The sequence below is a fragment of the Bradyrhizobium sp. WYCCWR 13022 genome, assembly GCF_030435535.1.
In the GTDB taxonomy this organism is placed as follows: Bacteria; Pseudomonadota; Alphaproteobacteria; order Rhizobiales; family Xanthobacteraceae; genus Bradyrhizobium.
Genome location: NZ_JAUIZJ010000015.1, coordinates 136,395 through 162,288, shown reverse-complemented (window position 1 = coordinate 162,288; position 25,894 = coordinate 136,395). Strand labels below are relative to the sequence as shown.

At 59.6% G+C, this 25,894-nt stretch carries 22 protein-coding genes and 1 pseudogene; 20 read left to right on the top strand and 3 right to left on the bottom strand.

What is annotated here, in order from left to right:
• Positions 1-241 precede the first annotated feature (241 nt).
• Positions 242-1,147 (bottom strand): LysR family transcriptional regulator, encoded by a 906-nt coding sequence (locus QY049_RS22215; protein WP_128955145.1) that lies wholly within the window; start codon positions 1,145-1,147, stop codon positions 242-244.
• Positions 1,148-1,589: 442 nt separating this feature from the next.
• On the opposite strand from QY049_RS22215, the pseudogene QY049_RS22210 reads away from it, so the two are divergent.
• From QY049_RS22210 to QY049_RS22130, 17 genes and pseudogenes are all read left to right on the top strand, one after another.
• A pseudogene (locus tag QY049_RS22210) lies at positions 1,590-2,574 on the top strand (pyruvate kinase).
• Between the two features lie 232 nt (positions 2,575-2,806).
• Positions 2,807-3,784: a LysR substrate-binding domain-containing protein gene (locus QY049_RS22205; protein WP_128930062.1), complete on the top strand. Its 978-nt coding sequence runs from the start codon at positions 2,807-2,809 to the stop codon at positions 3,782-3,784.
• A gap of 55 nt (positions 3,785-3,839) precedes the next feature.
• On the top strand, positions 3,840-5,441 hold the full coding sequence (locus QY049_RS22200; RefSeq protein ID WP_237864945.1) for a GspE/PulE family protein: 1,602 nt from the start codon (positions 3,840-3,842) through the stop codon (positions 5,439-5,441).
• Between the two features lie 4 nt (positions 5,442-5,445).
• A complete protein-coding gene (locus tag QY049_RS22195; protein WP_128955146.1) occupies positions 5,446-6,660 on the top strand; it encodes a type II secretion system F family protein in 1,215 nt (404 codons plus the stop codon).
• A 20-nt stretch (positions 6,661-6,680) separates the two neighbouring features.
• On the top strand, positions 6,681-7,151 hold the full coding sequence (gene gspG / locus QY049_RS22190; protein WP_128930065.1) for a type II secretion system major pseudopilin GspG: 471 nt from the start codon (positions 6,681-6,683) through the stop codon (positions 7,149-7,151).
• Positions 7,033-7,605: a prepilin-type N-terminal cleavage/methylation domain-containing protein gene (locus QY049_RS22185; RefSeq protein ID WP_313753858.1), complete on the top strand. Its 573-nt coding sequence runs from the start codon at positions 7,033-7,035 to the stop codon at positions 7,603-7,605. Before gspG ends, QY049_RS22185 begins: the two co-directional genes overlap by 119 nt.
• On the top strand, positions 7,583-7,981 hold the full coding sequence (locus tag QY049_RS22180) for a general secretion pathway protein GspI (protein ID WP_128930067.1): 399 nt from the start codon (positions 7,583-7,585) through the stop codon (positions 7,979-7,981). The genes QY049_RS22185 and QY049_RS22180 overlap by 23 nt, the downstream gene beginning before the upstream one ends.
• Positions 7,978-8,712: a general secretion pathway protein GspJ gene (locus tag QY049_RS22175; RefSeq protein ID WP_128930068.1), complete on the top strand. Its 735-nt coding sequence runs from the start codon at positions 7,978-7,980 to the stop codon at positions 8,710-8,712. Before QY049_RS22180 ends, QY049_RS22175 begins: the two co-directional genes overlap by 4 nt.
• An 82-nt stretch (positions 8,713-8,794) precedes the next feature.
• Positions 8,795-9,658, top strand: coding sequence for a general secretion pathway protein GspK (locus tag QY049_RS22170; protein ID WP_164933593.1), 864 nt, complete (start codon positions 8,795-8,797; stop codon positions 9,656-9,658).
• Complete coding sequence (locus QY049_RS22165) at positions 9,655-10,728, top strand: PilN domain-containing protein (protein WP_128930070.1); 1,074 nt, start codon at positions 9,655-9,657, stop codon at positions 10,726-10,728. The genes QY049_RS22170 and QY049_RS22165 overlap by 4 nt, the downstream gene beginning before the upstream one ends.
• Positions 10,706-11,263, top strand: a complete 558-nt coding sequence (gene gspM / locus QY049_RS22160) for a type II secretion system protein GspM (RefSeq protein WP_128930071.1) — start codon at positions 10,706-10,708, stop codon at positions 11,261-11,263. The genes QY049_RS22165 and gspM overlap by 23 nt, the downstream gene beginning before the upstream one ends.
• A complete protein-coding gene (locus tag QY049_RS22155; RefSeq protein WP_128930072.1) occupies positions 11,260-11,859 on the top strand; it encodes a hypothetical protein in 600 nt (199 codons plus the stop codon). The genes gspM and QY049_RS22155 overlap by 4 nt, the downstream gene beginning before the upstream one ends.
• A 460-nt stretch (positions 11,860-12,319) precedes the next feature.
• On the top strand, positions 12,320-13,597 hold the full coding sequence (locus QY049_RS22150) for an MBL fold metallo-hydrolase (protein ID WP_128955148.1): 1,278 nt from the start codon (positions 12,320-12,322) through the stop codon (positions 13,595-13,597).
• An 82-nt stretch (positions 13,598-13,679) separates the two neighbouring features.
• Positions 13,680-14,330 (top strand): DUF1007 family protein, encoded by a 651-nt coding sequence (locus QY049_RS22145; RefSeq protein WP_128930074.1) that lies wholly within the window; start codon positions 13,680-13,682, stop codon positions 14,328-14,330.
• 279 nt (positions 14,331-14,609) lie between these two features.
• Positions 14,610-16,907, top strand: a complete 2,298-nt coding sequence (gspD, locus tag QY049_RS22140) for a type II secretion system secretin GspD (protein ID WP_128955149.1) — start codon at positions 14,610-14,612, stop codon at positions 16,905-16,907.
• A 16-nt stretch (positions 16,908-16,923) separates the two neighbouring features.
• The gene (locus tag QY049_RS22135; RefSeq protein WP_128930076.1) at positions 16,924-17,523 is read left to right on the top strand and encodes an A24 family peptidase; all 600 of its coding nucleotides are present in this window, start codon (positions 16,924-16,926) and stop codon (positions 17,521-17,523) included.
• A gap of 45 nt (positions 17,524-17,568) precedes the next feature.
• Positions 17,569-18,054, top strand: coding sequence for an SEL1-like repeat protein (locus tag QY049_RS22130; protein WP_128930077.1), 486 nt, complete (start codon positions 17,569-17,571; stop codon positions 18,052-18,054).
• A gap of 732 nt (positions 18,055-18,786) precedes the next feature.
• On the opposite strand, the gene QY049_RS22125 is transcribed toward QY049_RS22130, so the two are convergent.
• Together QY049_RS22125 and QY049_RS22120 are read right to left on the bottom strand one after the other, a co-directional pair.
• Positions 18,787-19,872: a TRAP transporter substrate-binding protein gene (locus tag QY049_RS22125; protein WP_128930203.1), complete on the bottom strand. Its 1,086-nt coding sequence runs from the start codon at positions 19,870-19,872 to the stop codon at positions 18,787-18,789.
• Between the two features lie 88 nt (positions 19,873-19,960).
• Positions 19,961-21,691 (bottom strand): thiamine pyrophosphate-binding protein, encoded by a 1,731-nt coding sequence (locus tag QY049_RS22120; protein WP_128930079.1) that lies wholly within the window; start codon positions 21,689-21,691, stop codon positions 19,961-19,963.
• 129 nt (positions 21,692-21,820) lie between these two features.
• Here QY049_RS22120 and QY049_RS22115 point away from each other — a divergent pair, with 129 nt between their 5' ends.
• The 3 genes from QY049_RS22115 (at position 21,821) to QY049_RS22105 (ending at position 25,871) form a co-directional block, all read left to right on the top strand.
• On the top strand, positions 21,821-23,296 hold the full coding sequence (locus QY049_RS22115) for an aldehyde dehydrogenase (RefSeq protein ID WP_128955150.1): 1,476 nt from the start codon (positions 21,821-21,823) through the stop codon (positions 23,294-23,296).
• Positions 23,297-23,427: 131 nt separating this feature from the next.
• Positions 23,428-24,798, top strand: coding sequence for an amidohydrolase family protein (locus QY049_RS22110; RefSeq protein ID WP_128930081.1), 1,371 nt, complete (start codon positions 23,428-23,430; stop codon positions 24,796-24,798).
• 101 nt (positions 24,799-24,899) lie between these two features.
• Positions 24,900-25,871 carry a tripartite tricarboxylate transporter substrate binding protein gene (locus QY049_RS22105; protein WP_164933595.1) on the top strand — a complete coding sequence of 324 codons (972 nt, stop codon included), beginning with the start codon at positions 24,900-24,902 and terminating at the stop codon, positions 25,869-25,871.
• Positions 25,872-25,894 lie beyond the last annotated feature (23 nt).

Here is a 25,894-nt window from a genome sequence, read left to right as displayed (position 1 = left end):
TACAGCGATGGCGCGATGAGGCGGCGCTCCACCAACTTTGGAAGCACAACAAAACCAAGATCCGCGGTGTCTATAACGCGGCCGCTTGAACCCCATGGGCTTCTTCCGAATCTACCTCGAGTGGCCCGAAATGATGTAGCCTTCCGGCCCGGTGGTTTTCCCAGTCTGCCTAACTCCCAAAAAAACGCCCGCCATAGGTGGCGGGCAGTCTGCGGGAGAGAGTAGTGCGATCGGGTGCGACTCAAGCTTCCTTTGCGTAAGCTGCAAGATCGGCCCGCAGCATCTTCAATATGTCGTCTCGGATGGGATCCCTGGTCCCGCGCGACCAAGCAGCCGCAAGGGGAAGTTTGTTCATGTCCGACGCCACGAGCCGGACATAGCGAACCCCGCGGCTCGCCAGGCGCGACGTCCAGCTAGGTACGATAGCGATCCCCAAACCGGCCGACACCAGGTTGACGATCGTTTGCTTTTCCTCCGCAATCTGAGCAATCCGGGCGTCTAGCCCGGCTTCCGCAAAGAGCTTCATCGTTAGATCGTGGCTATGAGGCCTGGACCGCCGTTCGGGAACGATCAGTGGCTCGTTCTTGAGATCCGCAACCTTGACCATCTTCCTCGACGCAAGTCGATGATGGTGCGGAAGGGCTACGACGGCTGTCTCAAAGAAGAGAAATAGAAACTCCAGCCGCTTGTTGGCGTCTTTTGGGGGGCGCACGAAGGCGAGATCAAGCCGTCCGGTCAAAAGGCGCGGCAACAGACGAATGGTCTTATCCTCGACCAGTTGAATCGTTGCATCAGGCCGACGCTTGCGAAAGTCTTTAAGAAGTTTCGGAATAAGTCCGGCGGCAGCACTGTCGATGGCACCAACGCGTATGATTGTTGCCCCTTTGCGCGAGCGCGTCCGAAATCTGACCGCAAGCGCATCGGCTTGCGTCAGCAGCGCACGCGCATCTTTAAGCAAGACAACACCGTCGTCCGTCAGCGCGACGTTTCGCGTCGTGCGCGTCAGAAGCCGCGTGCCGAGATCCTCCTCCAGCAGCCGAACAAACCGCCCCAGGGCCGAGGGAAGCATATTCATTCGTTGCGCCGCTCTTCCGAAGTGAAGCTCTTCGGCTGTTGCTACGAAGCAGCGCAGTTGTTGCAGGTCCATCAGTTCCTCCGTACGACGACGATAACATCAAAAACGCCGGTCTTATTATGTCATTCTTTTGTATAAACGATTGGAGATTGAATCCGCTCTGCCTTGATTGCAGCGTTTTCTCGATAGCGCCGTCGATGCGCAGAACAATCAAACGCCGATCGGGCCAGGAGCCCATCCGGCTTGACGAACGATCTGGAGGTCCGGTTTGCGAAAGTGATGCTGCTCTACTTGGCTGGGACGGAGACGCCGAGTGCGCCAGGCACGATCGTGCGCCGAGCGCGCTAGGCCAGGCACATGCGGCACACTTCGATCCGCTCTTGCCTCGCGGCCCGCGATAGCAACGGCCTTCTTGATCGCGTCGGCGCTCTCATTCGCATCGATTCGATACGCACGAACGTCGGCAATGTCAGGGCTGTTTGATGGGCGGCCCCGCAATTTCGCGAGGTAAAACATGCATCGTCGGCGAGCCAAGATTATTGCGACCGTCGGACCCGCCAGCCGTTCGCCAGAGATGCTCGCGGCATTGGGCCAGGCGGGCGGATACGTTCCGACTTACAGGCAGATCACGCAAGGCGTCATGGCGCAATTCGTCAACTCGAACGAAGATTCAGCCGCCCTATTGGTATTCTTCAGGACTTGCAGGGGCCAAAGATCCGGGTTGGTACCATAAGGAATGGCAGATTTTCCCTCAGTGCCGGTGACGCCGTTCGCTTTGTTCCGTCGGTCGGCGTCCGGGCATATCGATGACATCGTGCGCCTCTCCGATGGGATAGTGATCGCGCGCGTTGATCTTGGCGTCGCAATTCCGCATGCGGAGGTTCCCGGCCGACAAAAGGAATTGATCCGATCGTGCCGCCTCGACGCTCAATGGTTGCTGCGCCGACGCCGACACGCGCCGACACTTCGGATGCGGCCACAGCGATCTATGGCGGAGCCGACGCGATCATGCTGTCCGCGGAATCTGCGACCGCGCAATATCCGTGCGAGGCCGCCACCAACATGAGCCGCATAATCGAAAGCACCGAGCGACATAAAATGTATCGTTCGATCGTCAATGCGTCGGAGCCGGACGAGGAGCAGACCGCCCCGACCGCGGCGGCTGCGGATCTCGCAACGATGATCGGAGCCTCAGCGATCCTCGCCTTCACCTCGAGCGGTACGACTGCAACGCGCATCGCGCGCAAACGTCCCAAGGTACTGATCCTCGCGATCACACCGGAGGAACGGGTCTCGCGCCAACTATGCCTGTTGTGGGGGCGCCCACGGCATGAAGTCCCCCAACATAAGCTCCTACGAGGAGATGGTCGAACGCGCGACGCAAACCGCTCTCAACGTGAACTTTTGCGGAGAATGCCGATGTCATCGTCGCCGTGGCCGGCATACGTTTCGGCGATGCCGGCACAACCAATAATTTACGCGTGGTGACGATTGCTTAAGCGCTTCGCCGCCATCCTGGCCGCCCCCTTCCTCTAACCAGCTGACGTCGCAGCGCGGCCTATGCCGTTTGCCGGCCCAACCTTGCGCAACTGCCCAGCAGATCACGTCCTCGCAAGAAATTATTCTAATCGTTTGTATATTATAATGAGCATTGAGGTCAGCGAGCCAGTGACCTTAAGATTATAGATTAGCGGGCGAATAAGTTCCGTTTTGCAATCGGGAAACGTCGGGGTGAAACCATTAGCACAAGATCTTGAGGTGTTTATCGTTGCGGCGCGGCGGGGAAGTTTTGCTGCGGCGGCGACAGAGTTAGGTGCGTCGCCTGCCTACGTCAGCAAGCGCGTCGCGCTACTTGAGCGGGCACTCGGACGCGTGTTGTTCCTGCGTACCGCTCGACAAGCGGTGCTCAGCAGCGATGGGGAAGTGTTGCTGTCCAAAGCGCAGCGCGTTCTCGATGCCTATGCGGATTTTGTAGCTGACGGTCCTGAGACCGATTCCGTCGCCCGCGGCAGCGTACGAATTACGGCAAGCTCGGGTATTGGCTGCAATCATGTCGCACCACTTGTATCGGAGTTGGCGCTCCTACACCCGGAATTGGATATTCGGCTGGAAATCGTCGATCGGAGCGTGGATCTGGTTGAGGAGAATGTCGACATTGACATTCGGGTCGGCAGGGTACGCGAGCCTCACTTGCTCGTGCATCCTATTGCGCAGGGAAGACGCATTCTCTGCGCGGCTCCCAGCTATCTCAATCGACGCGGCATGCCGGAGGAACTCGGCGATCTCGCTGGACATTCGTGCCTGGTCATGCGCGAACGTGACGAGGTGTTCGAGCGCTGGACTTTGCATGGTCCCATCGGGATGCGCACCATCAACGTCACCGCTGCCCTCTCCACCAACCATGGCGATATCATCCGCAATTGGGCGATTGCCGGCCGTGGGATAATGCTGCGTTCTTATTGGGACGTGGCCAAGGGGCTCGCGAATGGCCAATTAGTCCACGTGCTTCCCCTCTGGTGGCAGCCGGCTGATATATCTGCCGTCACCAAAGTCCGCTCAAGCAGTGTGTACCGATATTATCTTTGCGTCCGCTATATTCGCGAGCGGCTCCGTGACGGGCCATTCGCACTTGCCACAAAGCGATGGCCCGAGACTCCAGGTGAAACAGAGCTCACACTTGAGGAGGCTCCCGCGCTTCATGAGGCCTGAAACCGTGACTGAGTTTGCAGAGCGCCTTCGGGGCGATGCGCATGTCGCAGCCGGCATGGGCGGCCTTGTCGCCGAAAAGCTCACGCTGCGCCAGCTTTTCGAATCGTCCGACCTGTCGGCCCAGGAGTTTGCCGACGCGGTCGCAGCCTTTTTCAAACATGACCGTGCGGCTTTAGCCGACCTCTTGGCTGGGACGAGCTTGGTCGAACACTTCTCGCCTCGCTTCCTCCGGGAAATGGCGATTTTTCCGTATCAGCTCGCGAATGGACGCGCCGTGATTGCCCTGTTCGATCCCACGGACACGGCAGCGATCAGCGCCGCGGAGATTGTACTCGGCCCCGCGGTAAAGGTCGCCATCGCGTCGTTTGAGGACATTGATACCGCGCTCTCTCAGCGCCTTAGCGAAGGCGAGACCACCGCAGCGAATAGGGATAATACCATCGCTGTCCGCGAGGAGGATATCGAAAGCCTCCGCGACCTAGCTAGCGGCGCGCCGGTCGTCCGTGCCGTCTCCGAATTGATCGAAAAGGCCGCCGAGCTTCGCGCCAGTGACATACACATTGAGCCTTTCAGGACGGAACTGGCAGTGCGTATGCGGGTTGATGGCCTGCTTCGCCATATCCCCTCACCATCCCATGTACTCCCACAGGCCATAGTCTCCCGCATCAAGATCCTGGCGGGTCTCAACATAGCCGAGCGCCGATTGCCTCAAGATGGCGCCGCGCGTGTCCAACTTGGGCGAGCTGAAATGGATTTGCGCGTCGCTATCATGCCGACGCAGCATGGTGAGTCTGCCGTCATTCGGCTTCTGCCCAAGGAGCGGGGACTCCTTGCGATCGAGAAGCTCGGCTTTGCGCCCGACGACGAAGCAAAGCTCCGCGCAGTCCTGACGCTCCCGCACGGTCTCATCGTGGTCACCGGACCAACCGGCAGCGGTAAAACCACGACGCTTGCGACCGTGCTCGGCCTCCTCAACGAATCCTCCCGGAAGATACTGACGATCGAGGATCCGGTAGAATACGAAATCAAGGGCATCAATCAGTCCCAGGTAAACTCTGCTATCGGCCTGACTTTCGCGAAGGCATTGCGCGCTTTCGTGCGGCAAGATCCGGATGTCATCATGGTGGGCGAGATCCGTGATGCCGAGACAGCGGAAGTAGCGATCCACGCTGCCCTGACCGGGCACCTCGTCCTGACCACGCTGCACACCGAAACCGCTGCGGCCGCCGTGCCGCGACTGCTGGACCTCGGCGTCGAGGCGTTTCTGTTGAGTTCAACCCTCCGTGCCGTGATCGCGCAGCGGCTGGTGCGGCAGCTTTGCGACCGGTGCAAAACAACGAGCCGGCTCGAGCACTCGGAGTTTGCGGCCGATCGGCGGTACGCCGCGATCGGCCTTCGGGTTGGTGATGAAGTTTACAAGGCAGGCCGATGCGAGCGTTGCGGCGGAACGGGCTACCGCGGCCGCGTTGGCCTGTTCGAGGTCCTTGAAGTGGCCGATGAGGTTCGTCAGCTGATGAATGCGCACTGCGACGCCGTGTCGATTGATCGAACAGCGGTTCGATCTGGAATGACCACCATGATCCAAGACGGCCTCGCGAAATGCCGAGCCGGCGTCACGTCGCCCGCGGAAGTTCTCCGCGTAACGACCATACGATAACGTGATGCAAACCTTTCGCTATCTAGCTATGACCCAGAGCGGTGAGCTCGTAAACGGTATGATCTCCGCGTCCACCGCGAAGGAAGTTTTCGCGCGTATCGAGTATCTCGGTCTCGTTCCGATCGAAACAGTCGCTCAGGACACTAAGGTTGCGGTCGCTCATATCGCTGCTGGTTTTCTTGGGCGACCACGCGCCGAAGACGTGACCATCTTTACACGTGATCTTTCTTTGCTGCTCAAGGCGGGCGCGAGGCTTGACGATGCACTGGAGTTGTTGTGCTCAGATGACGACATCGGCCGCCTGCGCCCGATTGTGAGTAAACTCCGCGTCGCAGTGCTTGCGGGCGAAAGCTTCGCTGAAGCCGTCGGCAAATATCCGAGTTGCTTTCCGCCTATCTATGCGGCGCTCGTGCAAGTCGGCGAAACGTCCGGGAAGCTCGGCCACCTTCTCGATATGCTGGCAAGCGAGCGCGCGCGCACGGAGGCCTTGCGCCGAAGAATTACTGATGCGCTGCAATATCCTGCATTCGTGTTGCTCGCTGCATCCTGCGTGCTGGCATTTTTTGTTCTCGTGGTACTGCCACAGTTCGGAGCTGTGTTGCGCGATTTCGGCGCCAAGCAGGACTCGCTGATTGTCACGGTGCTTGGCGTTTCTGAATGGACGCGCTCCAACGGTCTGGCGATTCTTGGAGTCGCAGGGGCCGCCATCTTTGCAGCCTATGCCGTCCTCCGCCGGCCCGTGATCCGGTTCCGGCTGCTCGCAACACTGATGCGATTGCCGGGCCCCAGTTCGATTTTTCGGGCCTACCAAACTGCGGTGTTCTGCCGCAATCTCGGCATCCTTGCTGGCAGTCAGGTACCTTTGACCACCACCCTGCGCATCCTCGTCGATATCATGTCCTTTTCGGGCGATGTTCCCGCCTGGACAACCGCGGCTGATCAAGTACGACACGGCGCGAAGCTTTCTGACGCCCTTTCCCAGTCAACGGTCTTGCCCATGATGGCGATCCGCATGATCCGCATTGGCGAAGAAACCGGCCAGCTGCCAATACTCGCCGGGCGCATCGCGGAGTTCTACGAAGCCAAGCTACAGAGGAGTCTTGACCGGCTCGTCGCCGTTATCGGACCGGCGGCCGTGATCGGCATTAGCGTGGTTGTCGGCGGTCTCATCGTTTCCATTATGACGGCCCTGCTGTCTATCACTCAACTCGTATCGTGATCTCAAAACAGCGAGCGCAAATGACGCTTATCTCATCCCGCGCAATGGCCTGGCGGCGGCGGTCGTTCGCAGCGGGCGAGAATGGATTCACCTTGGTCGAGATGCTGGTCGTCATTACGATCATCGGGCTGATCATGGGACTGATCGGCCCCCGCGTGTTGAACTATCTCGCTGAGTCCAAGGTCAAGACGGCCAAGATACAAATCCGCAGCCTCGCCAGTTCGCTCGATCTCATGTTTCTCGACACGGGACGCTATCCGTCATCTTCGGAAGGCCTTAACGCCCTGGTAAAACCCGCAGCTTCGATGGCCGGATGGCACGGTCCCTACATCGATGGAAATAGCCTACCGAACGACCCGTGGGGTAGGCCCTATGTTTACCGGTCGCCCAGTGGGAACGCCAAGTTTGAGATCATGTCCTACGGGGCTGACGGGCATGAGGGCGGTGCGGATTCTGCCGCCGATATCTCGTCAAACAGCAATGAGAAATAGCCCGGAAGCACAAAACGGATTTACTTTGCTTGAGATGGTCTGCGTGTTGTCCATCGTCGCAATGCTGGTCGGTATCCTTCTGCCACGGCTTTCGCCTGGAACGTCGCGGCCGCGGCTCGAGGCATCGGCACTCGAAATCGCGTCCCTATTGAAGATCGACCGGAACGCGGCAGTTAAGAGCGGGATGCGCGTGCTGACCAGAATCGACGCGAGCACCCGGCGCCTGCAATCAGGTTCGAACGGCAGCGTTCTCGTGGTACCGGACGATGTGACGCTGGACGCACTATTGCCACGGGATTGCGAAGGACGACCCGCCCTTTCGACCATAAGTTTTTTCCCGAGCGGGTTCTCGTGCGGTGGCACGCTTAGACTCTCGCGTCTGAATACTGTCTACGAAGTTCGTGTGAATTGGCTTACGGGGGGAATCGAGATTGTGCGCGTTCCGGCTGTGTAATGCCTCCCGCAGCGTCGCGGGGTTTACGATCGTCGAGGCATTGGCCGCTCTCGCGATCGCCACCGCCATGCTGGCGGCGATCGGCTCGCTCATGTCGACCAGCATAAAAGGCGCGCGGAGGATTGATGATCGCATGGTCTTGGTGGAGACGGCGCGCACTCTGGCGGCAGCATTGCCGCCGCGCGGCGACGCAACCACGGGCGTAACGTCGGGTGAACTCAACGGCATTGTCTGGCGCGTCGATATATCGCCCTTGCTCAGGACAGCGTCCGACAAGCAGCAATGGGTGCCGAAACGGGTCCGGATCCAGGTTAAATCTTCAGCAGGTACGAGCTTCGCCCTGGAAACTGCGCGTCTGGGCCGGAGGTCGCAGTGATAGCCCGGGATCACCTCTCCCAAGCCTTGCACCGCGCGAGTATCGCGGGGTTCACGCTGTTCGAAGCTCTCGCGGCGATCGTACTTATGGGGATTGTTGTTTTTTGTCTAAGCACAATCGCGACGCATTGGCTACCCAGCTGGGATCGTGGCCTGGCGCGCGCGCAACGCGCCGAGCTTATTGGCATCGCCCTTGACCGTTTAACCGCCGATCTTGCGGCATCGCAGTTCATTTCCGCCAACGGCGGAAGCAAAAAGCCGCTGTTCAACGGCACAGAAGGATCTGTCACTTTTGTGCGCACGGTTACAAGCCCCAACGCCAAGTCGGGCCTCGAGATCGTTAAAATCGAAACAATCAAGGACCCTACTGGTCTCGTCCTCATACGCTCTTCGAGGCCCTTCGTCTTGTTTGAAGGTGCGATTGACCCGTCTGGCTTTGGTAATCCCGTCGTCCTGCTGCGATCGCCCTATCGGGCCGAGTTCGCCTATGCGGGACCCGGCGGCGTGTGGAAGGCGAACTGGCTGAATGTCGGCCACTTGCCGGCCGCCATCCGCCTCACGGTCCAAGATCACACCCTTGGGGAGGCGAGGGTAATCTCGACCACGACGCTTATTCATGTTGACGCGCCTGCACTATGCATCAGCGGAAAGAGCACGGATTGCACGGGAGAGCCCGACACTAGTCCCGATACGGCTCCCGCAGCGGACTCTCTCGAGAGCCGTCGGACCTGAGGCCACAATGATATTTTGCAATCCGCAGGAAGGACACTTATCTGGGGGGCGGGAGGGCTTTATCCTCATTGCGGTCCTCTGGATGTTGATTGCACTCGCGACACTTGCGTCCATCTATTCGATTTACATAGGCAGTTCTTCCTGGTCGAGTTCGGTGATCGAGCGCCGTCTGCAAGCCGATCAATTGGTGTCAGCCAGCCTTAATCTCGCGACCCAACGCCTTGCTGTGGCAGACCAGCGCGATCGACCTACGCATGGCCACTTCAGCTTCCGGCTAGGCCAAGCCAACGCATCGGTCAGATTCGTTTCCGAAGCGGCCCGGCTCGATCTCAATCAGGCCCCGCGCGAACTACTATCGAGTTTCTTCATAGCGATCGGCGCATCGGAGGAGGATGCCCCGCGTTTTGCTGCGCGGATTGTTGGTTGGCGAGAGCGCTTAAGACCATCCGATCGCGCTAATGAAGCGCAGCTTTACCGCGCCGCCGGCCGCGGCTATGGACCGCGAGGCGCTCCCTTCGCACATGTAGGAGAGTTATGGTTAGTTCAAGGTCTGCCGCAGGTCATCATAGAACGAATGTTGCCTCTGGTGACCGTTTACAGCGGCAGGTCCGATATTAACGTCTTCGACGCGCCGCCCGAGCTTGTTGCGGCTTTGCCTGGCATGACCCTAGATCGTCTGAATGGTTTTCTTGGCCAACGGCAGCTCGTGGCTCCCAGTAAGGACGCTCTAGTCCGACTGCTCGGTTCAGATCAAACCGCCGCGACCGCCGATGCAAGTGACGCGTTCCGGCTGGACATAAAAATAGGGGGCGCAGGGGGATGGAATAGCTGTGCGGAAGCGGTCATCTTGCTACAGGGTCCGGACGATCCTTTTCATATCCTTGCCTGGGATGACAGTTTGCGCGGTGACTGTCGTCAGGGCATGGCAACGGCGAACCCGCCATGATCCTGTTTAATTCGATAGCGGCAGGCCTCGCTTCGTGGGTACAAGCCGTGGCGTCCGAAGTTTCATCGCTCTCGAACGGCTTGCGCCGACGCTCGCAGGTTCGGATGGTGGAATTCGAGAAGGATCAATTCACCCTTCATCTCGTGACCGACCCCAAAAACGCGAAAGCGCCTGACCACGCGCTCGCGGTCCTGGAGGGAGCGGTTGCTAGCCCAATCCCTCCAGCATGGAAGTTAGCTCTGACTGGAAGTCAGCTTGAACTTGTCCTTCACCCGGCGCGATTTCTGTTTCGCCCGCTGGATTTGCCGAGGCGCGCTGCCGAATATGCGGCGGGTGTCGTGAGGTCCCAAATCGACCGACTAACCCCGTGGGATGTGCAAGAAGCGGTCTATGGTTGGAGTGCTTCACCTGACGAGACTGGCGACCGCATTCAGCTGACAATCGCTGCCACGCCTCGCGCTAAGCTAACGCCCTTGCTCGATGCTATCGGATCGCTTGGGACTTGGTCAATCCTGGTCTCCACGTCACGTTCGAACGTGCCAATTAGGATCGTTGAGACACAAATACACGGACCGACCGATTTCCGTCGTGTTCGTACGTGCCTGATGGTAGTTCTGCTGTTAAGCGGCTTTGCTGCCACTTCGTCGCTTTGCATTTCAGCGCTCATTTCGGACGGTTTGGCCCTGAGACGGGAAGAACTCTCTCGAAAGATATCGGTGCTCACAAGAGCGTCGCAGAATGTTGTTGCCGAATCCGCTTTGCGAGAGCTCGAACAACAGAAGCGCAACACTCCTTCGCCCGTAATGGCGATTGAGGCGCTGTCGGATCTACTGCCAGACAACACGTTCCTAACGGAGCTGCGTATCGATCACGCGAAACTACAGATAGCGGGCCTTACGAGCGACGCCGCATCGCTCATCCGCCTGATCGAGCAGTCGCCCCAGTTTTCACACGCGATCTTCTTCGCTCCAACCACACGGTCTGAAGGAGCAACCAAAGAGCAATTCCACGTCGAGGCTCAAATCAACCCCGCATTCGCCGCTATCCATGAACCAGACCTACCGCATTAGACGCTACGTCAGCGCCATTCCGTTCGTTGCCACAATTTGTTACGCGGCAATGACGGGATTTCTATTGCTGATCACGGGCTGGACGGCGTTGGACCTGGCGGAACAGCATCGTACGCTGGCGAACGCGAACGAAATGTTCGACAGGTTGCAGTCACAACAGCGGGCGGCCCGCAGCACGAACGACGGGGCGCTCGCTGTGAGTCCACCAGTTGTCGAAGGTCCCACGGTCACAGTCGCGGCCGCCGTGGTGCTGCAGCACGTTTCTGCAGAAGCGACGCGGATGGGAAGCAACATCTTATCGTCGCAGGTCGATCTGCAGGACGCAGGAGCACAACACGGGATCGTCAGAGTCTCTGTCGATCTCGAGATCGAGCAGCCGGCCCTTCAAGGCCTCCTTTACGAGCTGGAGGCGGGATCGCCCTTCCTGTTCATCGATCAATTGGTCATACAGGTACCCGAGTCGTCGACAAGACACGCCGCGACGAAGGTGCGCGTCGCAATTGTCGTCTCCGGATGGTGGCGGAGTGTCAAATGAAGTGCCCCCTCACGATTCAAGCTCTCGCGCTGGCCTTCCTGATCTTGGCAGTCGAATCGGGGAGGCGGCCTGCCGAGGCGAGTCAGACTTCAACGGCTACTGGCCTGAATCCGCCAGTGTCGCCCACAATGGAGTACCTGCTTGCGAAGGAGCCATTCGAGGCTACCCGATCGGAGCATAATCCCATTGCCAAAGTCCCCCTTGCGCAGCTCAATAAAACGCAAGAGCGCCCGCTATTCTCTCCGTCACGCCGCCCTCCGTCTCTGCCGCCGCCGAACGCGCCCACTATCCCCGTTGTCGTCGCGGCTCCCAAGCCGCTCGAGCCTGAGCTTCCGCCATTTGAACTCGTGGGCACGATAACTGGGGGCGCCGACAGCATCGCCGTCTTTGTGAATCGCGCGACTGGCGAGACGGTGAAGTTGCGGCAGGATGAAGTTCAATCAGGATGGACGTTGCGCGACATCGGAGCGCGTGAAGCCACGCTTTCGAACGGCGAGAACATCAAGGTTCTGGCTCTCGCCTTGCCCGGCACGACCGCAGATCCGGCGCCTGTGGAAGCCAGCACCGCTTCAATACGGCATCCTGCGAAGCGTTAAGGGTAAATGCGATTATGTTAGCGGATCAATCGCAACCGCCAAGTGTGCCGCGCTGCGATGGGTCGCCTTCAGGTACACCGACACGACGATCTCGTAGCCGCTCGTGCCATTGCGTGCAATGCCGCAGACCCTACGTTGCAGCGCACAGAGGCAATTCATCTTGACAAGCAACACTTCGTGTCGCTCGACAACACACCTCAGATATTGATGTCCGTCATTCAGTCCCTAGCATCGCGAGAAAGCGCCTTATGAACCGCTTTTCGTTTGGCGCGGCTGGCGGGGGACTTTCAAACATCAATGGCCCGATCCGATCTGTCGCCTATCTACTCGGAAACACGAGCGAGGCTTTTCGAGATGGCGACCTTCACTCTAACGATTGAACAACCGAAAGAGGAACCTTTATATGTTACGCAGGAACTCAATCCCAACCAAGTGTGCCTTGGCTTTGGCCGCGACGCTCATGGCAGGTTCGGCGTTGTCGACCACGGCTCACGCAAACAATGGCGACTTGATCGCAGCGCGTCAGAAATTTTTCGGCGACGAGAACGTCGATCCCGAGTCCGGGCGGGTCAGTCCCGACAAGGTCATCTTGTCGTGGCTCTCGAATTCAACTCTGGCGGCTTCCATTGCCGGCCACGTTTTGCTTTTGGACACTTACGTCACTCGGCTCGAAGTTTCGCCGGGCCGCACGCCCTTCGTTATCGGCGATTTGGTTGCTCTCAAACCAGAAGGCCTTCTAATCGGGCATGGTCACTTCGATCACGCGGACAACGCGGCCTACATCGCTGCGATGACCGGCGCGAAACTCTACGCCACCGCGGAAACCTGCGTTGCCCTGCAAGCCGATTTCGCGCGCGAGCAGGCCGACCCGGCGATTCAAGGTAATCCGGCTACGGCGTTTCCTCACAAGGCGTCGATCTCCTGCAACACGGTCACGACGACCGGTTCGGTTCCCGGCACCCAAATTGTCAAACTGGACTTCCTGGAACCGGACGCCTGCGTAATCGCCTTCCGACACTTGCACTCGGTTGCAGTCCCGGTCGACCCGACCTGGCCGCGGGCACCTAATCCGTCCGTTTATTATGCGGTTGACCCGCGCGATCCGGGGCTGTTTCCGGCCGGAACGCCGCTTGCGCCCGGGAAAAGTGGGACGCTGCCTGGGCAGATCAACATTGCTACCAGCGGCAGTGGTGGTCCGGGTGGCCCTATTCCGCTGTTTTTCGATTTTGTGTTGCGCGAAGGTCGTCACTTCACCTTTGCTTGGTATAACTCGTCGGGAGCACTCAAAGAAGGATTGGGAAGCGGGTGGCCCAACGGCACGCCAGCTGACGGCCAGCGTATCACGAACATCCTGAAGAGTTTACCGGCCACCGATGTGGATGCCGGTACGATTGCGACAGCCAATTTCGATAACAATTCTTATCGTGATCCCTTCGCGTATATTCAAGCGCTGAACCCGAAGATCTTCATTCCGTTGCATCTGACCACCGGGTCGACCTTCAAGGAATCCATCTCGCCCGCCGTTTACGGCGGATACCTGGATCAAATTAAGCGCCTCGGCCTGACACTCGATCAATGGCCAGACACACGATGGCTCGTTGATCCCGAAGATTACGCAAAGCCCATCGTCTACGACATTCGGGACCCGCGCTGGGACAATCCAAAGAAGCTGCCCGCCATCAAGCATTATTGCGGTTCTGATCCAGACGACCACCACGACGACCACGGGAAGCCGTGACCACCGCGCCGACGGCTGCTCGAAAAGAGGAGCCGTCGCGCCCTTCCACGATCCGCGCGCCGGATGCAACTGAAATGATGCAATGAAACGCTCTCTGATTTGGTTCGTAATCGTCGCAACGCTGTGTGTGTGCATCCACGCAAGGCACGTCGACGCTCATCCGGATATATTGGTTCACATGCATGATGCGGTTATCTTTGATGGAAATGGCTCTATCAGCGGCGTCCGCGTATCTTGGACCTACGATAGGGAAACGTCGGTGACGGCATTGCGAAGTAGCGGCCTCAACGAAAGCGCCCCACACCTCGGGCGTGACCAGCTTGATCCGCTGGCCAGGGCGACGGTTAATTCGCTGCGCGCGTCTGACTTCTATACGTTCGCGCGCGTCAATGGCACCAAGCAGCCATTCGATGGCGCATCCGATTCATGGCTCGAGTGGGATGGATCGGTGCTAACATTGCATATGGCTCTCAACTTCAAGCAGCCCGTGAGCAACAGCAATTTCACGCTCGAGCTCTTCGATGAAACAGACGAGATCGAGTTCGATTTCCAAGAAGGAGACGCCGTCATCATGACGAAGGCACCCAAAGACTGCGCGCTCGTCGTCGCACGGCCAGGCGATGCCGCCGCTCAACGGGAACTTCTCGGCGATGCTTATCTCAATCCCAACGTTCAACCGGTCGGTTGGGATGCGCAATACTCAAACAAGGTTTCGGTGCGATGTCTAAGTTAGAGGCAATTACAGCCTTGCTCAACCGAATGAAGTCGCCGCTCGACGCTGAACAAGCTGTCTTATGAGCGATTTCGCGCGCGGAGACATTGCTTTGCAGAATTGTCACGGGCGAAACGAAAGTGTCGGTGCAGCGATATTGTTGCATGCGGCTTAGCCGTTGCGACAACAACATAAGGAGTAACGTCAATCATTGAGAAGATTGGGCGCCGCGCGGTTCACGCGCTCGACGATCTGCTCGCATTTGTAATGAAGACGCGAGAGAGTGAGAGGCTACGCGCTATGTTGACACGCCTGCACCGTTTGCGATGTGGCGCGAAGCTGAAGAAGACAATTGCCCTAGTTGCCGCGGGGGCTCTGACGGGATGCGGCGCGCCACTCACGTGGCAGGACACTCACACCAAACCTGACGTAATGGATGAGGTTCGTAATCAGGATCTGCTTCCCCGATTTCCGGAACGCACCGCAGAAGCCGATCTGCAAGGCACTGTCCGGCCAGGTCGCGCCCAACTCTTTTCGGCCGAGCCGGTCTCTTCTATGCAGGCAATCGTGGCCCCGGCGACGAGTACCGGCACCGGTCCCGGGTATGAACTGAATTTCGAAAACGCCACGATTGCGTCGGTTGCAAAAACTGTACTCGGCGACATCCTGAAGACGAGCTACACAATCGACCCGCGTGCTCAGGGCAATATCAATATTGCGTCGGGAAGGCCGGTTCCGAAGCAGGACTTGCTGTTCGTGTTCGAGAGTGCGCTCCGATTGGCAGGAGTCGCGCTCGTCCGCGACGGCGCCGCTTATCGAATTGTCCCACAGACAGAGGCACTCGCAGCCGGCAGTCTTGATTCGCAGCCTGCAAACGTGGAGCCGGGATTTGGCGTCTCTGTCGTGCCGCTTCAATACATATCGGCCGGGACGCTGATGCAGCTCCTGGATAGTTTTGCTACGAAGCCCGGTGCGGTTCGCGTGGATAAGGCTCGCAACATGCTGCTGGTTCAGGGCACAGGGCCCGAGCGTCGCACGGTCGTCGATACGGCTGTTGGTTTCGACGTTGATTGGATGCGGGGGCAGTCAGTCGGTATCTTTCCACTCCAGAACAGCGCTCCTGAGCCTGTCCTGACAGAACTCGAAAAAATCTTGAATTCAAAGGAAGGCGACGTTGGGCACGATCTTGTCAAGTTTCAGGTAATGGAGCGCCGCAACGCGATTTTGGCGGTAACCTCCAAGCCGCAGCTCCTGCGAACGGTCCAGACTTGGATTGGCCGACTCGACGCATCAGATCCTGCCCGTGTTGTTGTACATGTCCGCCGGGTCAAGTACGGCGACGCCCGGCAGCTCGCGAAAGTGCTCGGCGAAATCTTCGGCGGAGGCAGCTCAAATGCAACCGACAGCGCGGCGGGACAGGTCGCGCCTGGGAGCGGTTTGGTGAGGACATCGTCCAATGCCGACCGACTACCAGCCATCTCAACGACTTCCAGCTCCTCCACAAGCACAAAAGGCAATACTGATTTCGGCGGAGGCGCACTCGGGGGCGGATCGCGAACAGGGAACGACACTGGCGGCTCGGAGCTACAGAGCGCTGGCCTTAGCGGCAGGCCCGTGATGGAGGGGATTCGCATCGCAGCCGACGTTTCCACGAACTCCCTGCTTATCTATGCGAACGCTCAGAATTACCGGACCGTCGAACAGACCATACGCCAGCTCGACCAACCGCAGGCTCAAGTCGCGATCGATGCGACCATCGCTGAAGTTACGCTCAACAACAATCTGAGCTACGGGGTTCAATTTTTCATCCAAAGCAAAAACCTCGGTATGGCTCCCGATCGAGGCTCCGCCCTGAACGTCCCAAGCTCCCCCCCAGGACAGCAGTCGAGCGTCCTCAATGGCGTCGCATCCGCTTTCCTTAACCGCGCCTTCCCAGGCTTTAATTTCCTCGTCGGCCCTGAGGCGCAGCCCAACATGATCATAGATGCGCTGCACGCGGTGACAGATGTCAAGATATTATCGAACCCTTCGCTGGTTGTGATCGACAATCAGGTCGGCACACTACTCGTTGGGAACGAGATCCCGGTATCGACCGGCACCGGCAACGTTCTCAATTCGGCGACCGGCACCAACAACACGATCATCAACTCAATCGACTATCGCAACACCGGCATTATCTTGCGCGTCATTCCTCGGGTTAGTCCCGACGGCAACGTGCGCCTCGATATCGAGCAAGAAATCAGTCAGGCGACGAACGCGACCGCGAACTCGCTCACGCCGACCGTCTCGCAACGCAAAGTGAAGAGCTCTGTCGCCGTGCCGAACGGGCAAACCGTACTCTTGGCAGGCCTCATTCAGGAAAACACTGAAGTCGATCGTGGTGGGATTCCGGTTCTCGACGAGATACCGAAAATTGGCGACCTCCTGTCGCACCAGAACAAGACGACGACCCGGACCGAGCTCATTATCTTCATCCGTCCGCAAGTCATTCGGGACAGCATTGCCGCCCACTACGTCGCCGAGGAGTTTCGGGCAAAGCTGCGCGGAACGGTCGAGTCCCTTCCTTCCAAGGGAAGACAACCGCCACTACTTCAATGAAGGAGCAACGAGGAAAATGCCGGAACGCCTCTCGCGTTGCTCGCAAAAGTTTCTCACGTTCCGAGCACCGACCCACGTCACGGTCACGGCGGCATTCGTCCTCTGCGCCGTCTGCATGGCGACGAGCGTCGCAGCGGATCCGAGCTCCGCAGGCCTCCTCGGGGCGGCATTCTCCGCCGTTGCCATCGCAATCGCCGTTATAGATGCGCGACTCTTCGTAATACCAGACGAACTGACCATCCTGGCGCTTGTACTCGGATTGGCAAACGTGTTCGTGCAACCTCCAGACTGGATGGTGCCGACGCTCGCGACGGCAGCATCGCGCGGAGCGGCATTAGCCGCGATGTTCTGGCTATTGCGCATCGCCTACAGGTCCGTCCGTCTGCGCGACGGCATCGGGTTGGGGGACGTCAAACTCGCCGGCGTTGCTGGAGTCTGGCTCGATTGGAATCTGATTCCAATCGCAATCGAGGTCGCGGCCGGATCAGCTTTAATCGCCTGCGGAATTGCGGCGCTTCTCCGTCGCGACAGCATCCAAGCCATCACCCGGCTGCCGTTCGGTCTGTTCTTCGCGCCAGCCATTTGGGTCACATGGCTGATATGGAAGGTCTGGTGAGGTTCGAATGATCGTTGCAGATTGCAAATCGACTCGGGAACATCTATGAAGAATGCACGCCCCCTGATCGGAACTTTGTTCCTCACACTGTGGACTATCGGCAACGTGTTCGGCGCCGAACTCTCCGAAAACGGGCGCTCATTCGCGCGGCGACATGTTTCGGCGGCGGGCGGTGCGATTGAAGCATGCCGGTCCGCTCGAGCCGCAGCTGTCTTGGGCTTCAGGCACGAACATGGCTTCAATGTCCCGCAGTCCTACGAGATAGCCGCGGCGTATTACCACACGGCAGCCGCATGCGGTGATCCGACAGGCCAATATTTGTTCGGCCTCTCCTACGATAAGGGGCATGGCGTTGCGCAGGATGGCGTTCTTGCGTACATGTGGCTGAATTTGGCTGCCGCCCACGCTCCTCAGCTACGGCGCCCGTATTACCTTCGAACAAGAGACGCGGTAGCCAATAATCTCACGCCTGCACAACTCAGCCAAGCTCAATGGCTAGCCATTCAATGGCGGCCCGGAACGGCACCTTAATCCCACTTTTCGAGGTTCCGACCAGGCCTTCTTCGATCATGTGCGAATGGTGCTAGCCGTCGCTTTTCGCGGCGCAGCTAGGATGCATCTGTAGACTCTCGGTTCGGCGGCGTGGCGGTCGACGTCGGTTCTGATCTGCTCGGGTTCGGCGCACGAGCCACCGGTCTTGCGCGCCTTCTGCTCAATTCCTTCGCTCGGAATAGCGAAATTCACAGCGAGCAGATCATTGCCGTGCCTTCTTAAGTTACGCCTTGCTTGCGTATTCACGTGGAGCCAGCCCGGCAATTTGGCTATAAAATGCGGAAAGTCAGTCCCATGGGCGGGTGACAAGGTCTGCCGGAGTTGCCGCCCCGGCGCCGAGCGGTTTTGGCGGTCCCAATCCGTCCAACATGATTGCATCGCCTTCCGGCGGCACCAACCTACTCCGCATGCGCCGGCTCGGGCTGTCCTGTGTTCGTGCTGAATTCGTTACTGGGCGTCGTTGCCGAGTAAGAACTCTGCGGCGTAGCACTATATATATCGCGTCAGGGCCCAGAGTTGTGTTACCGCACACAGTTCGAGGGGATGACGGAGCGTGCGCGGTAAGACCCTCACGATCCATATTCGGCCGCAGCCAGTCCAAGAAGGATAGCCAGCACGAAACTTCTTGGGCATCGTTTGAACGCGGCTGCTGGAAGTCGCCTGAGTTGCCGATGCGAAGCGCGGGCCCCCGAGCCCTAGAGACCGATCCGGTCACGTCTTGTACAAGCTATACAGATTGGATTCGAAGCTCGCTTCTGCGACCCTGAACCAGGTCACGATGTCCTCACGAAACTTCAGCCATTCGCTGTAGATCTTGCGAAACTCGGCATTCTTCTCCGTCTCTTCGGCGTAGAGCGAGAATGCCGCGCGATAGCCGCCCTCCATGATCTCGCGCGAGAATGGCCTGAGCTCGGTGCCGTTTGCGATCAGCCGACGCAGCGGCGCCATGTTGCTGGCGTCGTAATGCGACAGCATGTCCCAGGAGGCCTCCGCGGCGGCCACCTCGAATGCCCGCTGATAATGAGCAGGCAAGGCCGACCAAGCCTTCGCTCCTACATAGAAGGCCAACTGCCCCGTGCAATCCCACCAGCCCGGGTAATAGTAATATTTTGCGACTTTGTTGAAGCCCAGCTTCTCGTCATCGTAGGGGCCGACCCATTCGACCGCGTCAATCGTGCCTCTTTCTAGTGCAGCATAGGTGTCGCCGCCGGCAATGTTCTGAGGAACGACGCCGAGGCGTGCGACCACGTCGCCCGCAATGCCGGGGATGCGCATCTTGAGGCCCTTCAGATCATTGAGCGTATTGACCTCGCGGCGAAACCAACCGCCCATCTGCACGCCCGTGCTGCCGCCGGGAAAGTTCACGACGCCGTAGGACTTGAAGAACTCCCTGAACAGTTCGAGCCCGCCGCCGCGATACATCCACGACAGATGCTGGCGTGGCGTCATTCCGAACGGCAGCCCGGTGTCGATCGCAAACGCCTTGTTCTTGCCGCTGTAGTAGATCGATGCCGTGTGTCCTATCTCGACCGTTTCGCTCTGCACGGCATCGAGTACCTGCAGGCCTGGCACGATTTCCCCGGGGCCGAACACCTGAATCTGGAAGCCGCCATCCGTCATCTCCTCGACGTGCTTGGCAAGGCGAACGGCGATACCGTGAATGGTGTCGAGGTTCTTGGGATAGCTGGACGCCAGGCGCCAGCGGATCGTGGCCTTTTGCGCTCGGACGACAGAGGGGGCGGTCAGCGGCAACAGGCCGACCGCGGCAACTCCAACAATAGCTCGACGGGTCTTCATGGTTCCACCCTGGTTCTTTATGATTGTTGATTGTCGTAGGTTGGATCGCTGACGGCGTGCCCGCTCCTCCGGCGCGCCGTCCGCCAATCTAGAGCTTCCGTTCCATCACGGCATCGAAATTGGTGACGGGCGGAAAGGCTTCCTTGTCGATGACGACGTCGATCACGAACGGATTGGATGCCTTCATTGCGACCGCCATGGCTGCCACAAATTCCTCGCGATTGGTGGCGCGTGCGCCCCTTGCACCCAGCGCGATTCCGGCCGCGGCGAAGTCGACGCGCCCGAAATCGTTCGCTTCCGCAACCACATTTCCCTTCCAGCGATATTTCTCGTGATATTCGAAGGCGAGCGCGCTGTTGTTCATGACGATGATCACGACCGGCAGCCTGTAGCGAACCGCCGTCTCGACATCAGCCAGGTGATAGCCGGCGCCGCCGTCGCCGGTAATGCATACCACCTTCTCCGATCGCGCGATCTGGACGCCGAGCGAGGCGGGGAGCGCCCAGCCGAGCGATCCGACTGCGCGGAAGAAGGCGTCGTAACGCAGCGTCGGGAACAGCACGCCGGTCCAGGCAGCCATGTAACCTGTGTCTGCGACCAGCGTGATCTCGCTGCCATAGCGGGAGAGCTCGTCGAGCACCGAAAGCGGGGAGAGGGCCGTGTTGCCACCTGACGCAGCGAGTTGTTCGCGGTGATTAGCTGTCCATTTATCAGTATCGCGGCGGCAGCGGTCCAGCCAGGCGGACGATGTCCGCAAATTCTGCTGTTTAACGAGGTCAAGTAGGTCGGTGAGGAAGATCTTGATGTCGGCGCGGACACCGAGGCGTGGCGCGTAGGTGTTAATGAGGGAAGCCGGATCATGGTCGATCTGGATCACGGTCGCCTTGCGGCTCGGCAAAGTGTAGCCGTTGGTTGCCAGTCCGCCCAATCGGGTCCCGAGAGCGAGGGCGCAATCGGCCTCTGCCACGAGCTTGTTGGCGCTCACCGAGGAATAGCGTCCGACGATGCCGCAGAAATTCGGGTGTGACGTCAGAATGGCCGGCTTGCCGCCAGCCGTGGCGACGATCGGGATGCCCGCAAGGTCCGACAGCAGTGCCAGTTCGGCCCACGCGCCGGCAAGCCGCACGCCCTCGCCGACAAACAGAACCGGGCGCTCCGCGCGCTTGAGGAGGTCGAGCGCCGTAGCAACCTCGGTGCCGAGCGCACGCACCTTGCTGGCGGCATTTGAGTAGGAACGTTCTAGCCGGTTCGCGGTTTGCGGGTCCCCGGGCAGCGCGAAGAAATTCTTCGGCACGTCGAGATGGGTGGGTCCGCATGTCGGTGTCGCCGCGATGTGAAGCGCCTGCGAGACGAGACTCCCTGTCATCTCAGGAGCGGCGACGGCACCGTTCCACTTCGTGACGGGCTGGAAAATGACATGTTGGTCGAGGTCCTGATACTCGTTCATGTGCAGGGCTTGCGTCGCGGTCGCTCCTGTCAGCGCGAATACCGGCGATTGGGCCCAGACGGCATCTGCCAGTGCGGCCGCGACGTTGGCGGCGCCGGGCCCGGCCTGCCCATAGGCCGGCGCGACGCGGCCGCTGGCGCGGGCATAACCGTCCGCCATGTAGACCGCGCTGGCCTCGCTGCGTGCGACCACCATTCGAATTCCGGCATCGCGAAGCGCGATCCACAACGGCTGGTCGCCGCCGGTGAGGAGGAAGAAGTTCTCGACACCGGCATGCTTTAGCGCAGCGGTGATGTCGGTGGCCACGTTGTTTGTCATTCTAGTCCTCCCCGCGCGGGTTCGTCGACCTGCAACGTCAATAAAGTATGTCATACCGTATTATTGCAAAAGATATTTTGTCAAACCTCCCTCAGGGCGCGTAGTAAGCAATAGCTTGACCTCACTAAAAGCCAATAATACGATATTATGATTCCAGATATTTATGCTGCAGGGAGGCGTTCCGTGAAGAAGTACCAGATGTATATCGGTGGAAAGTGGGAGGATCCGGCCTCGGGCGAGTGGTTCGAGACCATGAATCCCTACACCGCCGAGCCATGGGCGTTGATCCCGCGCGGCAATGCCGAGGATGCCGCGCGCGCAGTCCAGGCGGCGCATCGGGCGATGAATGTGGGGCCGTGGCCCAAGCTGAATGCAACGCAGCGCGGCGCGCTGATGCGCAAGCTGGGGGACCTGATCGCGGCGAATGCAGAGCGGCTCGCCGAGATCGAAGTGAGGGACAACGGCAAGCTGATCAGCGAGATGCGAGGGCAGCTCAATTACATTCCGCAATGGTACTATTACTTCGGCGGCCTCGCGGACAAGATTCAGGGCTCGGTCATCCCGATCGACAAGCCCAACATGTTCACCTACACCAAGCACGAGCCGGTCGGCGTCGTCGTCGGTATCATCCCCTGGAATTCGCCGTTGATGCTGGTCGCCTGGAAGCTTGCGCCGGCGCTGGCGGCCGGAAATACCGTGGTGCTCAAGCCCTCGGAATTCACCTCCGCATCGCTCCTCGAGATGATGGCGCTGGTGGAGGAGGCGGGCTTCCCCCCTGGGGTCATCAACGTGGTTACCGGCTTTGGCAATGAGGTCGGGCCGGCGCTGGTCGAGCATCCTCAGGTCGCCAAGGTCGCGTTCACCGGCTCCGATGCCACCGGCCAGAAGATCTACAAGGGCGCTGCGCGCGGCCTGAAACGCGTCAGCCTGGAGCTGGGCGGCAAGTCGCCCAATATCGTGTTCGACGACGCCAATCTCGACAATGCGGTCAACGGCGCCATTGCCGGAATCTTCGCGGCCGTCGGGCAGGCGTGCATCGCCGGTTCGCGAATGCTGGTACAGGAATCTGTCCACGACGCCTTCGTCGAAAAGCTCCTGAAGGCGGCGGCCACGATCAAGATGGGCGATCCAATGCAGAACGAAACACAGGTCGGGCCGGTCGCCAACCGGCCGCAGTTCGACAAGGTCCTCGCCTATATGGAGATCGGCAAGAAGGATGGCGCGCATCTGGCACTCGGAGGCGATCGTGCCCATCGGCCGGAATGCGGCAAGGGTCTCTTCGTCGAGCCCACGGTCTTCACCGGCGTCAAGAACAGCATGAGGATCGCGCAGGAGGAGGTGTTCGGCCCGATCCTGTCCGTGATCCCATTTCGCGATGAGGAGGAAGCCGTCGAGATCGGCAACGACATCCTCTTTGGTCTGGCCGCAGGCGTCTGGACGCAGAACATGAAGCGCGCCCATGTCATGGCTGACCGGCTAAAGGCCGGCATGGTCTGGGTCAATACCTACCGCACGGTGAGCTACATGGCCCCGTTCGGCGGTTACAAGCGCAGCGGTCTCGGTCGCGAAAACGGCATCGAGGCCATCAACGAATACATGCAGACCAAGACCGTCTGGATGAGCAGCGGCGACGAGCCCTATCCGTTCGTGCTGCGATAAATCGCTGAGTTAGGTGATCCAGGGCGCATCGTCTCGGGATCAATTGCTAATTGCTCGTAATATAGTACTATAAGATTTAATGGCCCCTGGGACCAACCCGTGGGGAACGAGGAAACAGGGAGGAGCGCCGCATGAGAGCCGCATCGGTCGTCATCTTGGCCATCGCGGGCCTGTGTCTATCGGGCATGCCGGGACAGGCGCAAACAAAGTCAGTCGTCCTGAAGGGAGCCACTCTGATCGACGGAGCGGGTGGAAAGCCGCTTCCCGATTCCGTCTTGGTCATTCGCGACGGACGCATCGCGGCCGTTGGGTCCGTAACGGCGGTGCCGGTGCCATCCGATGCCGATGTCGTTGACCTCAAGGGCAAGTCCATCATCCCCGGCATGATCTCGGATCATTCCCATGTGGGTATCGTCAGGGGCCTCAAGGCGAGTCCGGACAACTATAATCGCGACTACATCTTGTCCCAACTTCGACAGTGGGAGGCCTATGGCGTCACCACGATCACGTCGCTGGGCCTGAACGCACCTGAATTCTACGATCTGCGAGCGGATCTACATGCCGGCAAGGCGCCAGGGGCCGACATCTTTGGCGCCGACCGCGGCATTGGGGTTGCGATGGGAGCACCGCCCGTGGCGATCGTTCCCGTCGGCCCGAACCAGATCTATCGCCCGGATACGCCCGACGCAGCGCGCGAAGCGGTGAGGGAGATGGCGGGACGCAAGACCGACCTGATCAAGATCTGGCTTGACGACTTCGGCAAGCTGCTGCCAGTCAAAGTGAAGCCGGAGGTCTATACCGCCGCCGTCGACGAGGCCCACAAGAACGCGCTTCGGGTCGCCTTCCACATCAACGACCTCGAAGATGCTCAGGCCGCCCTGAAGGCCGGCGCTGACATTCTGGCGCACGGCATCCGTGACAAAGAGATCGATCCGCCGACGATCGAATTGATGAAGAAGAATGCCGCCTGGTACGTTCCCACCTTGGCGCTCGACGATTCAAATTTCATTTTTGCCGACAAGCCGCAGGTCTCGGCGGATCCGTTCGTGAACCGGGCACTGGATCCCGCCGTGAAGACGCAATTGGAGGATCCGGCTTGGCAGCAGAAGGTCCATGACGCACCAGCTTCCGAGCGCGCCCGCAAGGCGCTGGCGATGAACCAGAAGAACCTGATGACGCTTTACAAGGCAGGTATCGGCATCGGGTTCGGATCCGATTCCGGCGTGGGCCTGCGTTTCCCCGGCATTGCCGAACATCGTGAGCTCGATCTCATGGTTGAAGCCGGCCTCACGCCGATGCAGGCGCTGACCATCGCGACCAGCGGCGCGGCGAAGCTGCTCAAGCTGGATGACCGCGGTGTCCTGCTAGCTGGCAAGCTCGCCGATCTCGTCGTGCTCGACGCCGATCCATCGGCCGACATAGCCAACGTCCACAAGATCTCGGCGGTCTGGCACCGCGGAAAACCTGTTGCAGGGCCGATCGCAACGTTTGCGCAGCGATAAGGAGAATGGGCGGGGCCGGCGACGCTTGCATGCCGTCCTGGGCCACCCCCCGAACTGTTGGTCCGAAGTCTTGTTCTCGATCATCACCTCGGGAGAAACACATGGGACAACTGACACGACGTGCCGTGCTCGCCGGCGCACTCGCCACCCCCTTTGTTGCCAGGGCAGAGGACTGGCCTGCGGGTCAGATGAAGTTCATCATCCCGTTTCCTGCCGGCGGAACGCTGGACGCTATCGCCCGTCTGGTTCAGCCGGGTTTGCAGCAGAGACTGGGAACGACGATCATCATCGAAAACCGTCCGGGCGCAGCGGGCAGCATCGGCGCGGCGGCAGTGGCGAAGTCACCGCCAGATGGCCGCACGTGGCTGTTCGTATTCGATACTCACGCGACCAACCCGGTGACGCAGCCGAGCCTGCCATATAATTCCGAGACAGATCTGGATCCGGTCATGCTGGTCGGTACGGCGCCGAACATCATTGCCTGTCAGCCGTCACGCCCTTACCAGACTTTGGCTGAGTTGATCGCTGCGTCGAAAGCCAAGCAGGGCGGCTTCGCATTTGCGTCGGCTGGAACGGCGAGTCTTGGCCATCTCACGATGCTGCTGCTTGCCAAACGCTCCGGCGCGCAGTGGAGCCACGTTGCCTATAAGGGAGCAGCCCCCGCGGTGAACGACGCGATTGCGGGACATATTGACCTGATCATCGCAGCGACCACGGTGCTCAACAGCCAGATCGACGCCAAGTTGCTGCGCCCTCTCGCTCAGACCGGCGCAACACGCCACCCGACCCTTCCCGACGTACCGACGCTCGCCGAAAGCGGGTTTCCCGATCTCGTCGCGACGCCTTGGTGGGGACTGTATGCGCCCGGGAAGACGCCCAAACAGATCATCGCGCGTTTCAATACAGAGATGCGCGCGGTTCTGAAGGACGCCAGCGTGACGGGACGGATCAACGCGATGGGGCTGACGGTCGCTGCGAGCGATCCGGACTACATGCGCAACTTTTACGCGGAGCAGGCGCATATTTGGGGGCAGGTGGTTCGAGACAACGGTCTCCAGGCCGAGGGTGGATAGCAGATAGACCATCGCGCGGACCG